This is a genomic window from Paenibacillus peoriae (genome assembly GCF_022531965.1).
GTDB classification, from domain to species: Bacteria; Bacillota; Bacilli; order Paenibacillales; family Paenibacillaceae; genus Paenibacillus; species Paenibacillus polymyxa_D.
On record NZ_CP092831.1, the window covers coordinates 3264285 to 3277121 of the forward strand.

Annotated in this window: 11 protein-coding genes and 2 pseudogenes; 3 read left to right on the forward strand and 10 right to left on the reverse strand. The window is 43.0% G+C overall.

Annotated elements, in window-relative coordinates; all coding sequences use genetic code 11:
• Window positions 1-69: 69 nt before the first annotated feature.
• The 8 genes and pseudogenes from MLD56_RS14185 to MLD56_RS14220 all read right to left on the reverse strand — a co-directional run.
• Window positions 70-342: a hypothetical protein gene (locus MLD56_RS14185; RefSeq protein WP_013310628.1), complete on the reverse strand. Its 273-nt coding sequence runs from the start codon at window positions 340-342 to the stop codon at window positions 70-72.
• Between the two features lie 58 nt (window positions 343-400).
• Window positions 401-1075 carry an endonuclease III gene (gene nth, locus MLD56_RS14190; RefSeq protein ID WP_029514969.1) on the reverse strand — a complete coding sequence of 225 codons (675 nt, stop codon included), beginning with the start codon at window positions 1073-1075 and terminating at the stop codon, window positions 401-403.
• Between the two features lie 213 nt (window positions 1076-1288).
• Window positions 1289-1939 carry a GerMN domain-containing protein gene (locus MLD56_RS14195; protein ID WP_029514971.1) on the reverse strand — a complete coding sequence of 217 codons (651 nt, stop codon included), beginning with the start codon at window positions 1937-1939 and terminating at the stop codon, window positions 1289-1291.
• A gap of 45 nt (window positions 1940-1984) precedes the next feature.
• On the reverse strand, window positions 1985-3484 hold the full coding sequence (locus tag MLD56_RS14200; RefSeq protein ID WP_029514972.1) for an N-acetylmuramoyl-L-alanine amidase family protein: 1500 nt from the start codon (window positions 3482-3484) through the stop codon (window positions 1985-1987).
• A 296-nt stretch (window positions 3485-3780) separates the two neighbouring features.
• Window positions 3781-5358, reverse strand: coding sequence for an N-acetylmuramoyl-L-alanine amidase family protein (locus MLD56_RS14205; protein WP_029514973.1), 1578 nt, complete (start codon window positions 5356-5358; stop codon window positions 3781-3783).
• Between the two features lie 232 nt (window positions 5359-5590).
• The gene (leuD, locus tag MLD56_RS14210) at window positions 5591-6193 is read right to left on the reverse strand and encodes a 3-isopropylmalate dehydratase small subunit (protein ID WP_029514975.1); all 603 of its coding nucleotides are present in this window, start codon (window positions 6191-6193) and stop codon (window positions 5591-5593) included.
• A gap of 20 nt (window positions 6194-6213) precedes the next feature.
• A complete protein-coding gene (gene leuC, locus MLD56_RS14215) occupies window positions 6214-7638 on the reverse strand; it encodes a 3-isopropylmalate dehydratase large subunit (protein ID WP_029514977.1) in 1425 nt (474 codons plus the stop codon).
• A gap of 621 nt (window positions 7639-8259) precedes the next feature.
• Window positions 8260-8378 (reverse strand): annotated as a pseudogene (locus tag MLD56_RS14220) (fibronectin type III domain-containing protein); the annotation flags it as partial.
• 239 nt (window positions 8379-8617) lie between these two features.
• Between MLD56_RS14220 and MLD56_RS14225 the strand changes: the two are divergent.
• Window positions 8618-8857, forward strand: a complete 240-nt coding sequence (locus tag MLD56_RS14225; RefSeq protein WP_029514978.1) for a hypothetical protein — start codon at window positions 8618-8620, stop codon at window positions 8855-8857.
• A gap of 77 nt (window positions 8858-8934) precedes the next feature.
• Window positions 8935-9233, forward strand: a pseudogene (locus MLD56_RS14230) (SPRY domain-containing protein); the annotation flags it as partial.
• Window positions 9234-9449: 216 nt separating this feature from the next.
• Here the strand turns inward: MLD56_RS14230 and MLD56_RS14235 are convergent.
• Window positions 9450-9848 carry a hypothetical protein gene (locus MLD56_RS14235; RefSeq protein WP_230585038.1) on the reverse strand — a complete coding sequence of 133 codons (399 nt, stop codon included), beginning with the start codon at window positions 9846-9848 and terminating at the stop codon, window positions 9450-9452.
• A 459-nt stretch (window positions 9849-10307) separates the two neighbouring features.
• A complete protein-coding gene (locus MLD56_RS14245; RefSeq protein ID WP_039271170.1) occupies window positions 10308-11723 on the reverse strand; it encodes a helix-turn-helix transcriptional regulator in 1416 nt (471 codons plus the stop codon).
• A 283-nt stretch (window positions 11724-12006) separates the two neighbouring features.
• Between MLD56_RS14245 and MLD56_RS14250 the strand changes: the two genes are divergently transcribed.
• Window positions 12007-12822 carry a hypothetical protein gene (locus MLD56_RS14250; RefSeq protein ID WP_029514985.1) on the forward strand — a complete coding sequence of 272 codons (816 nt, stop codon included), beginning with the start codon at window positions 12007-12009 and terminating at the stop codon, window positions 12820-12822.
• The last annotated feature ends 15 nt before the right edge of the window (window positions 12823-12837 follow it).

The window sequence follows — 12837 nt, forward strand, 5'->3', positions numbered from 1 at the left end:
TTCGGGCTGGTTAAACCAGCCGAGCCGCCTATACCGGAACATGCAACGCATGTCGTCCGCTAATTGAACTTAATTGGCTGCAGTCTCAAGCACTGGCAGCAAAATTTCAAATACTTGACCATGCTGTAAAATCGTAATCCCACGGGATTTATCCTTCATTACGACCACTTCTGGCTTTTGTGACATACGCTCCAGATAATGCTCAGGTACATCACCGGAATGACTAACCGTGATTCCCTCAAGCTCGCGCTCTTCGTTTTCAGCAAATTCTGTTGTTACAATTTGCTCAAAAATATCAGAGAATGCTTCAAAATTGTCTGTATATACCGAAATGCACTTCATACTCTTCATCCTTTTCTACACATAAATGGTTAAACCCTCTTGTTACCTTTGTGGGTCTTTAAGCTCTACGTTCCTTATCTTTTCTGATAAGAGACGTTTTCATACGTTTCTTGCCTTCCCTGCATACATCAAGCAACGGACACACCTGACATTGAGGGTTTTGAGCTTTACAATGGTAGCGCCCGAAAAAAATGAGCCTGTGGTGGGTCAAAGACCATTCATCCCTAGGAACCCTCTTCATCAGCTTTTTTTCCACCTCAAGCACTGAATCATCCCACCCTGCAAAGCCGAGTCGTTTTGAAACGCGCTCTACATGCGTATCTACCGCAATAGCTGGTACATTAAAAGCAGTAGATACAACGACATTAGCCGTCTTGCGGCCAACACCGGGTAGCTTAACCAGTTGATCGTGCTCCGAAGGTATCTCTCCCCCGTACTGGTCTATTAAAATACGACAGAGGTTATGAATATGCTTGGCCTTGTTTCGGTACAAGCCGATTCTGCGAATATCCTGCTCCAGTTCCTCAAGAGGAACAGCTAGGTAATCCTCAGGTGACTTGTATTTTTGAAACAGGTCTGCCGTTACTTTATTGACCATCTGATCGGAGCATTGAGCAGACAATAACACGGCGATCGTTAATTCAAAAGCATTGTCATGGTTCAACTCACAATGGGCATCCGGAAACATCGTACCGATGGTGTCCAATATATGACGTGCGGTTGCTGCATTCACGGAAATCCTACCTCCTACCAAAAAAAACGTCTTGATACGGGATAGCCCGCATCAAGACGGTCACTCTAAATAATCATCCGGAAAGAAACGAATACTATTTGTGCATGACTGCCTGCATAGGCGAGAAATACACTCCTATATTATCATTATCTGTCACAGATTGCACGTGAAAAGTGTGCAAATTCCCAAGAAATTTTCATAGCGTCTGATCGGTTAGCGACTCATGGGATGATCCAAATCTACATGCCCCATTAAGGACTCTAGAGATTGACCATCTACGAGCAAATCCAGCGTTTTGACTTCCTTGAATTGGAACATCGTTTTCTTCAAGGCATCGATAGCCAATTCCTCGCCGCCAGCTCCCAATCGAGCCTCGTCCGGCAGGGAAATATCAAAAGTCAATGCACCGTTATCCAATTTGATCTTATGCACGGAAATTTTCTCGGACCACAACGGGATTAGAGCAGAATCCCCACTCTTTTGCAGAGCTTCAAACGCTTTTTGCAACTTTTCCAGCTCGCTTGGATAGGTAATTTCCTTTTTCTGTTCTTTCAAGCCATTCTCTTGAGTATCCGTATAGTACACCGTAATCTGTTGTGTTTGTCGATCTCCTGAATTTTCCGTGTCCGTCTTGGTCTTTGTAGGCTCTGTTGACGGAGATGCAGGTGTTTGACTCGCCCCATTATTTTCAGCAGACTGAGCCGATGGATCAGGGGTCGTCTGTTCGGGTGTGCTATTTTGTGCATTAGAAGTTTGTGTTTCCTGAGATGGAGTCGCAGGAGCCGTTGTTTGCTTAGAGGCACACCCTGCACCTGCAATGGCAAACAGTGCCAGCAGACCTGCAATTACGATTTTCTTGTTCATATGTCCCCCTCCTTGCTTGACGTTGACAAGCGATTTGTTGAAGATTTATTTTACGTCGAGATACTCTGTGATTCCATCTGCAATCCCTTGAGCTACCCGGTTTTGAAAATCTTCATCAAACAGTGTGGCTTCCTCTTTTGCATTACTCAGATATCCTACTTCAAGCAATACGGCTGGCATAGTCGTTTCCCGAATTACATGGAAATTGCCATAACGAATGCCGCGGTCTGTTAGGCCCGTCGCAGGTGCAAAGTACTTGTGCATAACGTTGGCGAACGCTTTGCTTGCACTACGCTGGTAATACGTCTCTGTACCGTTGGAAGCTGAGCTACCGCTGCTGTTAGCATGAATGGACACAAACACGTTAGCATTAAGGTTTTCAGCTACTTTTACGCGCTGTTTAAGCTCCAAGAATGTATCATCACTGCGTGTCAGCACAACCTCAAGTTTGGGGTTCTGCTTTAATATGCTTTCTACTTTCAGAGCCATCGCTAAGTTGAAGGTCTTTTCATAGTTTTTTCTCGAAACACCAACTGCTCCAGAATCTTTTGCTCCATGACCAGCATCAATAACAACGACCTTTTTACCATTGCTGTTCGTTGGTGATGTCTGTGTGTCATCCGGCTGTGAGCCATCTGGTAACGTTGCGTCTGGCATGGTATTCACTGAATCTTTGGAAGCCAGATCGACGATAACACGATTCGAGCCATCATTATATGCGGTATAATTCATGGCATGTTTCAAATCAATAACAACGCGCACCGTTGAAGGTTCCTTTTGGAATAAAGCATAACGGATACCGGACACATCCGCTTCATTCTCAATGTCCAGCGAACCATTTAAGCTGCTATCCAGCTTTTGCTGGTCTCCGAAATTGTCAGCAAACGCAGTCGCTGGCAAATCCACCACTACCCGATCAGGGCCTGTCATCGTAAACGCTTTCGGCTTGACGGCACTGGCTGTTGTGATAGTTAAACGGTTTTGGCTGAAACTGATTCCCTGCACCTGTGTAACACCTGAGTTTGCATTATTCGTTGGTGCAGTTACACTTCCAGTACCTGTACTGTTATTTCCGGACTTGGGAGGTGTAAATTCCCCGTTTCCAGACCCGCTACTGCGGGTATATAATTTTACGGACTTGGAGCTGCTGTCCCATTTTACGTCCAGTCCCATTTGCTCGCCGATAAAACGAAGCGGTACAAGGGCATAATTGGAACGCAGCAGAGGCGAAGCATCCAGACTAATGTCGCTTCCATTGACAGTCGCCGTCTTACTTCCGATTATCATTCGGATCAAGGTACTGTCCTTCTCAATCGTTATGGTTCGCGCCTGCTGCTTCCATGTCACGTCATATCCCAAATTTTCAGAAATTACGCGTAGCGGGACCATTGTACTTCCGCCAATTACTTGTGCCTTAGCACCACTAGGGACACTTAACTGTTGATCGTCGAGATAGATTTGTGTTCCACTCGAAGCCGCATGTCCATAACCCGGAACCGCCCACATGAAGACAAATAATAACAACAAAAAACCAAATTTCTTCATTCGTCACCCTTCCATTCATAATTTTTTTGCCACATGCTCCGGTGCGGCGACCTGATATACGCGCTTATGTAATATCAGACAACCTTTTAGACGTTATCTCACACCAAAAGTTGCGAATATATTCCATCATAACAGAAATATACGTGCCAAAGAACTACTTTTGTCGAATTTTGACTAAAAATATAGATCATTTGCTTTCCATCAAAAGTCACAGCCGAAAAAACTAAAAAAGCTACTTTTCACCCCCATGAATTTTCATTAAAAAGGTGGAAAGTAGCTTTTATTGTAAACCTCACTTAGTTAAGTGGTTCCGTTGCTGCTGTGCCTGCTGTTCCGAGATACTCCTTCAACCCATCGACAATACCTTCAGCGATCCTCTCTTGTGTTTCTTCTGTGAACATGGCTGCTTCATTAGATATATTACTAAGGTAGCCACACTCCAGCAATACTGCAGGCATTTGTGATTTTCTCGTCACCACATGGTTTGCCACTTTAATGCCGTTATCCTTGAACTCGGTTGCTGCTACAAGATGCTTGTGCATGATCGTGGCCAGGCTCAAACTTTCCTGACGTGCATAATAGGTTTCTGACCCATTAGCTTTTCCGTTATTAGAAACTGGCATACTGTTACCATGAATGGAAACAAACACGCTAGCCTGCTGATTATTAGCGAGCTGTGGTCGTTCATCCAGCGTGGGATACGTATCTCCATTACGAGTCAATATGATTTGGATATCGGGATCATTTTGCAGAAGCTGCTCGACCTTTAACGCTACCGTCAATGCAAATTCCTTTTCATGTCGCCCAGTCACACTACCTGCCCCAGGGTCCTTGCCACCATGTCCGGGATCAATTACGACGATTCGCCGTCCTTCGACATTCGTTGGTGTTACCACTGCTGAATTCACACTACGCTCACGCAATTGAAGGGTGATATCACCTAGGCCATTGGTTGAAAGATCGTAATCATGTGTCTGATTTAAAGCAATGACAATGCGTACGCCCCCATCTCGTCCATCTGCGGGAGCAAATCTAATTTCCTGCACATCCTCACTGTCACTATTCGTCAACGCCCGCGTGCCATCGGTGCGAATCGGGAACGGCTGAAGAAAATCAGTCGCCAGTGAAGCCCCTGGTAAATCTACAACAATACGATCATTCCCCGTCATTTTGGATACTTTAGGGGTAACATCTTTATTCAGAGAAATCCTTAACGTTTCACCCTCAAAAGTAATATTTTTTACAATCAACGCATTTGCTGCGGTCTGTTCTGTATTTTGCTGCTTGGTTGGTGAAGATGCAGCTTCAGTATGCTTATCTGCTTCAACTGGGTTTATTGTCGTCGCTGTTGCTGAAGACGTTTTATTGGTGCTTGTTGTACTCCGTGTTGACGTTTGCGACGATGGTTGGGATTGTGACTGTTTATTTGCTTGTTGAGTTGCAGCCTTTTGACTGAGATTTACGGATTTACTTTTATTATTCCAATCTACTTTTAGTCCCATTTGCTCCCCAACAAAACGTAATGGAACCATGGTTGAGCTGCCCCGAAGCACAGGAGGTGCATCCAGACTAACTGTTTTTCCATTCACATCAGCCGATGTACGGCCTACATACATAGACATATCGGTACTATTTTTTTGAATTGAGATTTTATAGGATTGTGGTTCCCACTTGAATTGATATCCAAGCTGCTCCCCAACCACCCTTAGCGGTACCATGATTTTTCCATTGACCATTTCAGGCTTGGCATCTGCAGGCGCTTCCACCCTTTTGCCATCTAAAAACAAATCTGCTCCAGCCGCGTTCACATGAGGGGAGGACGGCCACAACCAAATCAAGATAGCCGCTAGTATCACCCAACCATATTTCTTCATCCTCATTCCCCTAACTTATATATGTATTTTTTGGTGTTTCTCACAGACACAGTCCTTCAACCATTTTACATTTACAATACCATGCTGAGTCGAACCGTCAACCCCTTATTTTCCAATTTATTTTTTGAGCATGATAAAAGCCCGCAGGCAAAAGGATTGCCAATACGGGCTTTCTGTCTAACAAATGAGCAAGCTATATGGCTTCGTATTGAACCTAAACTGGGAATTATGATTATGCGCCTTGTTTCGCAGCGCGTCTTTGTTCATACGCCAGAATTTCAGATTCATGCTGGAGTGTCAGTCCAATATCGTCCAAGCCTTGCAGCAGGAACTGACGGCGATGTTCATCCAGATCGAATTCAATTTTCAGACCATAGTCGTCTGTGATTGTTTTTTCATTCAGGTCTACGTTCAGTTGGTAGTTATCATGCTGCGCCGTACGCTGGAACAATTCCTCTACTTGCTCTTCAGACAGCTTGATCGGCAATATACCGTTTTTAAAACAGTTATTATAGAAGATATCTGCATAAGACGGAGCAATTACGCAACGAAACCCATAGTCCATAATCGCCCACGGTGCATGCTCACGTGAGGAGCCACAGCCAAAGTTAGCGCGAGAGATCAGCACAGACGCCCCTGCATAACGAGGCTTGTTCGGTTCAAATTCAGGATTGATATTGCCTTCTTCATCAAACCGCCACTCGTAGAACAGAAACTGTCCAAAGCCCGTACGCTCAATTCGTTTCAAAAACTGCTTAGGAATAATAGCGTCTGTGTCCACGTTCACCCGATCCACAGGTGCTACAATTCCTTTTAATGTTGTAAAAGCTTGCATCGTAATTCCTCCTCTGTATCCTAGCGGACTACTTCTTCCTGCTTGAATTTCCAATCCCGTACATCAACAAAATGCCCATGAATCGCCGCAGCGGCTGCCATTGCTGGAGATACCAGATGAGTCCGTCCTCCGCGTCCCTGACGACCTTCAAAGTTACGATTAGAAGTCGAAGCACAACGCTGTCCCGGTTGCAGCACGTCTGGATTCATCGCAAGACACATACTGCATCCTGCTTCACGCCACTCAAATCCTGCTTCTTTAAAAATGATGTCCAGTCCTTCTTCTTCAGCCTGAATTTTCACACGTCCCGAACCTGGTACGACGATGGCCGTTACTTTGTCAGAAACCTTGTAGCCTTTGGCAACCTCAGCGGCTGCACGCAAATCTTCAATCCGCCCATTAGTGCACGAGCCGATAAACACATAATCAATCGCAATATCCGTGATCGGAGTACCTGGCTTCAAATCCATATATTCAAGCGCTTTCTCAGCCGCTTTACGTTCGTTTTCGGTTGGCAGTTCTGCCGGAATCGGTACGGTTGAGGAAATATCTGTACCCATACCCGGGCTCGTTCCCCAGGTTACTTGAGGAATCAAAGCATCTACGTCAAACTCCAGCACAACATCAAACTCAGCGCCTTCATCTGTGACAAGCTCTTTCCACTCAGCAACCGCTTGCTCGAAAGCGTCTCCTTGTGCTACATGTTGACGTCCACGCAAGTAGTTGAAGGTGGTTTCGTCCGGTGCAATCATTCCTGCCCTGGCTCCGCCTTCTATGGACATGTTACACACAGTCATGCGCTCTTCCATGCTCAATTCGCGAATAGATTCACCTGTATACTCAATAACATAGCCTGTAGCGAAATCTGTACCGTATTTGGCGATGACACCCAAAATCATGTCTTTTGCTGTCACACCAGGTTTGCGGGTACCTACAAAGCGAACTTCCATCGTTTTGGCTTTGGCTTGCTGGAGACATTGTGTTGCCATTACGTGCTCTACCTCACTGGTTCCGATACCAAAAGCGAGTGCTCCGAACGCCCCATGTGTGGAAGTATGGCTATCACCACAAACAATCGTTTTGCCCGGATGAGTCAGACCAAGTTCAGGCCCCATAACGTGAACGACACCCTGATCCACCGTATCCAAATCATACAGTGTGACACCGAAATCACGGCAATTTTGAGTTAATGTATCAATTTGCTGCTTGGAAATCGGGTCCGTAATATTGTAACGGTCCTTAGTCGGTACGTTATGATCCATCGTTGCAAACGTAAGCTCTGGACGACGTACCTGACGGCCGCTAAGACGTAATCCCTCAAACGCCTGTGGCGATGTTACCTCATGTACGAGGTGAAGATCGATGTACAAAATACTCGGCTTACCTGCTTCCTGATAGATGACATGGTTATCCCAAATTTTCTCGAACATAGTCTTTTTACTCATCATTATTCACCCCTGTGTTTTTCGAACCTAGTGGAGAGAAGCTGAGCGGCTCTCTCTTGAATGTCAACAATATACCACGGGATGTCTGATTGGTCTAAGATATGATATCTATAGAAGTGATAGGTTAAGGCTATAAGAATAGATGAGGTGAATATAGGCGGTTCCTTGCACTGATTTCTATCAGCTCTTAATAGTAAAAACAGTCCACTTATTTCAGCCGCTCCGGCGTGGATCAGGCGTAGTTAAGGGGTTATTCCCCTACCCACTCCGGAAAAGCGGCTGAAGGTCATTCTGTTGTTTTCAAAACGTTGTTGTTTCACCAACTTCTTTAAGGTCGGGGACGGGTCGAACGGCGAACCTTATACATTCCTCAGGAGCTAATGTGGCTACTGGTGGAGCTTAAGAATCTTTATAAATGAATTAATTTCAAGATGATTACCAGCAAAATGAACAGTGCCAAGACAGCAGCTATCGACGTCCAAACTCTTCCGGTGATTCCCGCGTAGTCTCTTTTCATTTCCCCCACACGTAACGCCTCCTTTATTTTAGGGTACTATACTCCATAGGCTATGCGAGGTCTTGATTAAAGGAAGGGCTTCTTAACAAAAAATGCTTAGTCAATCCAGTACCAGCCTGTCTGCTCTCAACCAAGCGATAAAGTCATTGACCTCTTTCATGCTTAAGTCAAATTCCTTGTCCAAACCGGTAGTCATGGTCAATACCATGATTGCGCGATTACCTGAGAGTTGCTCAGGGTCAGTTTGACCTCCTCCTTGTGGAGTGACAGAGGCTTCATTATTTTACTGTATATATTTGGAAGTATATTCCTCGAAATGTGTCTAAACATAAACCTGCCAATCTATAAATACAATCTAAATATTTGCATATTTATCTAACTGATGACTTACCCAAGATCGATCCTACTCCCCTGTTATTACTTGGAATTATATTAAATCTTCTCAATACTATATTATGAGGCGTGGCGAAGTATCCACGCTGGATTGCTTATGAATTTGAAAGTCCTGTAGTTGTCAACAAATATGTGTTGGCTCCACGTAGATCTAGTTTAACCGAATCGCCAAAAGATTGGATGTTCGAAGGGTCGGACGGTGTTTCACGGGTCATTCTCGATACACAAAAAAATATTACTAACTGGAAAGAAAAAGAGAAAAAAGAATTTCATTTACCAATGAAACAAAATATAAAAAATACCGTTTGAACATCACTAGTAATACTGGTAATTCTCTATTTTCACTTGGAGCCTTCGAGATGTACAATAATTTGCCGGTAACACCAACACCAGATCCGTCTACAACACCTGGTTCGTCCGATACAGATAAGGCCTCTCAAGCAACTGGTGACCGCGCTATTCTTACTGTAACCATGGGTAATGGGTTTGATAAAGAATTCGATCTGAGTAAAAAAGAATTGAATGCTTTCACCGCTTGGTATGACGCAAAGGATACTGGTAGAGGTCCTTCATTCTTTGCCATTGATAAGCACAATAACAACAAGGGACCATTCAGCAACCGTAAAGACTACGTAATATTCAACAAAATCCTTACGTTGAAGTAAGTGAGTATTCAACTAAATAATAAACACCAAAGGACTCCATACTGGTTACATACCAGCGGAGTCCTTATTCACATCCACTCTAAATTCAAACTGATCAATGAAAAAAAGCTCTACCGAACAATTAAGGGGATTAATTCACTTGTTGGCTTGAACAAACGCATAATTAGCCCTCCTCACCAAACGGCTAGAAGGACAGTTGTATAGCTAGGATAACTTAGAGATTTCCAGGCTGTGAATCAGCTCCCCCCCCATGTTTCCCCATTAACTTTATAGTCGCTGCCTCTCCACTGAAGTATGTAGTCTCCAGAACGCAAACCGTCGCTGAAACCTTGGTCAGTAGATTTCCAAGTCACTGTGTCGTGAGGAGCGATTACTAATCCTTCAATATATAGTTTGTTTGAACCGCTGTGAGTTAAACTTACCTTTACTGGATGATCAGAGTGATTCTTCATACGAAGTTTAACATGACCCCATCCTTTAGGGACACTAAAGGATTCTTTTACAGTTGCGCTTCCCCCCGATCTTTGATTAATTATGGTGTTTTTGCTAGTTATACTTGGTGAAGCTGAAGCAGCACCTACCGTAGTTGCTATAGCTAAAGATAAAATCGAGAACAGAAATATTCTTTTCTTCATCCTTTTCCTCTCCTATTTTTTGTTATGGTCTACCTTTAAGGCTACCGATTACAATTTGGTAGGTTCTTTAAGATCTACTCTAAATTCAAACTGCTTACGAAAGAAATACGACTCGTTAATCTTAATTGCATCAGGCGAAAACTTTTCCACTACTCCGCCGTAGTCAACGACCGTTATCAACTCATTGCTCAACGGCTGTACTACATATACTCTTACCTGGCCTAACGCATCTGCAAAAAGTTCTATATCCGACTTTGACACTCTATATGTATAGTTCATGCTGATCACTTCAGAAATAGTATTCGAGTAAATCGTGTGGTAATTCCTACACTGAAGAAAGCTCTGCCAACCATAAGGTTAGCAGAGCTTTTTCTTTAAAATCCTCCAATGGTAACGTTAGGCTGAATACTATGGTGGTGGTTAAAGGCTTGGTCCGGCATAGTAACAATAAACAAAAAGCTAGCCGCGATGACTAAAAGTACCATTTTTTTGAACATTGTTTTCCCACACCCTTTCAATAAAATTGAAATACTCAGCTTTAGTTTCAGGAACTGCATGGGCTTGAAAACGAACAAACAACCCCATACAGTTTATAAAGTAAGTTTCATTATTTATTATATGTGACTTTACCATTGCATTCATCAAATATTTAAAGCCATCAATGTACTTCCCTCGGTATAAATAATAAAAACCTAACTCGTAACCAAACCACGCGATATAATCCGGTATCACTTGTCGGGTATACATATCATCTGATGATGGTTGTTGTGAAAAAGTCGCAATTAGCGTTTCAAATCGTTTGAGTATATCGTCTACATCTATGCTAAACTGGTTTGCTGCGATTATAACATTCAGCAGTTTTGAAAGCTTTTCATTCTCGTTAGCGGCTGATGTTGTAGCAATATATTCAACATAATCGTTCAGCAGGCTTATTTCTCCTGACAACAGCTTATATACGTAAGTATTTCCTACCGCCCAGTGACTGAACAGGTTTACCCAGTGTTTTGTGTCCTCGTCATCCTCTTTAACCCAGTCTAAATCCGCATAGGCGTATGTATATTGTAGAGCTTGTTGATAATCGCCTTGAGCTTCACAAACACTAGCACACAACAGGTCAGCATAAGCAATGTATCCAAATAACGGCCCTCTTGTTCTCTTTTCATCATCTAGAAACTTTCGTTTTTCTTGGTGTTGTAAACTATACTGGATTTCCGCTTTAGCTCTCATTTGCCTTGCCATTTCGTCTACCTTGTCCCATTTACGTAATGACCTATATACGTTTGCCAAATCCTTCAATGCGTCAAGCTGGTCTATTTCATCCAAACGCTCGACATAAGGCTCAAACAGTATAGCTGCCTTCATATTCCGACTTTGATCATCTCCAATTTGAATCGTAAATATTCGATATTGACAGACTGCCAGACGTTCAGAATGTTGGTACTTCTCTGCTTCTGCTACGCTCTCATAGAGCAGCAGCGCCGCAGCATGGCGTCCTTGAGCGAATAGGGTTTCTGCAATGTCAAACAGTTTGGGCGAATAAAGTAGATTGTCCATGATGGCTCCTACCACTCGACGGATCGCATCCAACTTGTCCAACTCCGCACAACGATACAAAAATGGCTCGATTCGTCTCATATTCGGGGGCGTGTCGATGATGTAGTTTTCTATAAATAAGTCGTAAAAGTGGCCTTCCGGTAAACCCATCGCCTCAGTAATTAGATCAAGCTGGTTAACAGACATAGGCTTGTTTCCTGTCACAATGGCACTTAGCGCCCCCCTATTCATGCCTGCAACTTGCCCAAATTGCGATAGACTCAAACCTTCTTGTTTTAAATATCCGTCTAATTCTGCTCTAATCGTAGGTGTATGCTTCATGTCATATCCACCCTTCATACAGAAATTCCAAAACTTTTATATTATTGCATTCTATTGTTGTCCATAATTTAACAGTTGTCAATAACCTTTATTTCTTTTGCATTTTATTAAAGAACTTCGGCATAATCGGTGGCATGAAATGACGTAAAGAACACTCTCCGCAGCCTATACCCATCTTAAAAAATATTAAATATATTCATATATGCCATAAAAAGGTTTACAATATTAGTAGATTCCTTTACGCTGGCTTTGTATTTACAAATTTTTCAAGGAGGTACTTTGTATGAAAGTAAAATTTCTTCCACAAGCTTTTCTGGCTGCAACGCTACTCATTTCTTTGGGAGTCGTCAGCCCGGCAATCTCTCATGCCGAAAAAGGAGATAAAATCCCTGACCGCATGTTAGCGGGTACCATCATCCAATATGATGAGAACAATAACATGGTTGTATTGGAAAAAGGAACTCCAGTACCTGAACAGCAAAAATCTAAAGCTGCTATTGCCCCACTTACTGCTGAACAACAGGCTGAGCTAGAAAAAGAAAAACAACAGGATAAAGAAATCGATGAAGCAACCAAATCACTGCCGGTATATCATATTGATAACCCTGACCCTCAGCCTGGTTTAAAAGTTATTTATGACGGCGAAGGTTACATCAAAGATATTATCTTGCCTGATCAAAAAGAAAATGCGATTACTACTAATAATGTTTCGCTTCAAGCATTACCACGCGGTACACGCAAACCACCTGGGGCATATACATATGGAAATCATGATAATGAAATTAAAATTAGCGGAACATCTGATGGCTATGTTCGAGGCACAGGGAGAGGAACAAACTTCACAGACACGTATGGAGAAAATTCCAATAGACTTCAAAGAGGTGACTGTGCAACAAAAGGAGCCATTGATAATCTCGAGTTTGGGACAAAAATTCGGGTAAGAAATTATGATAATGATATCGTAGCTAATTTTTATAAAGCTGATAATGGGAGTCTTCCAGATGCAGTCATTGATATTTGGAAAACGGGTGTAGAGGATCTAGGTTTAGAATGGCATTCGTACGTCTCATTTTCAGCAAGATATTCCTATGATTTTTAAGATCTTTATACCAAA

What these genes read in the sequence shown, in the direction of transcription:
- MLD56_RS14185 (WP_013310628.1), bottom strand. Translation starts at nt 342, where the DNA reads ATGAAGTGCATTTCGGTATATACAGACAATTTTGAAGCATTCTCTGAT.
- MLD56_RS14195 (WP_029514971.1), bottom strand. Translation starts at nt 1,939, where the DNA reads ATGAACAAGAAAATCGTAATTGCAGGTCTGCTGGCACTGTTTGCCATT.
- MLD56_RS14200 (WP_029514972.1), bottom strand. Translation starts at nt 3,484, where the DNA reads ATGAAGAAATTTGGTTTTTTGTTGTTATTATTTGTCTTCATGTGGGCG.
- MLD56_RS14205 (WP_029514973.1), bottom strand. Translation starts at nt 5,358, where the DNA reads ATGAAGAAATATGGTTGGGTGATACTAGCGGCTATCTTGATTTGGTTG.
- leuD (WP_029514975.1), bottom strand. Translation starts at nt 6,193, where the DNA reads ATGCAAGCTTTTACAACATTAAAAGGAATTGTAGCACCTGTGGATCGG.
- leuC (WP_029514977.1), bottom strand. Translation starts at nt 7,638, where the DNA reads ATGAGTAAAAAGACTATGTTCGAGAAAATTTGGGATAACCATGTCATC.
- MLD56_RS14235 (WP_230585038.1), bottom strand. Translation starts at nt 9,848, where the DNA reads ATGAAGAAAAGAATATTTCTGTTCTCGATTTTATCTTTAGCTATAGCA.
- MLD56_RS14245 (WP_039271170.1), bottom strand. Translation starts at nt 11,723, where the DNA reads ATGAAGCATACACCTACGATTAGAGCAGAATTAGACGGATATTTAAAA.
- MLD56_RS14250 (WP_029514985.1), top strand. Translation starts at nt 12,007, where the DNA reads ATGAAAGTAAAATTTCTTCCACAAGCTTTTCTGGCTGCAACGCTACTC.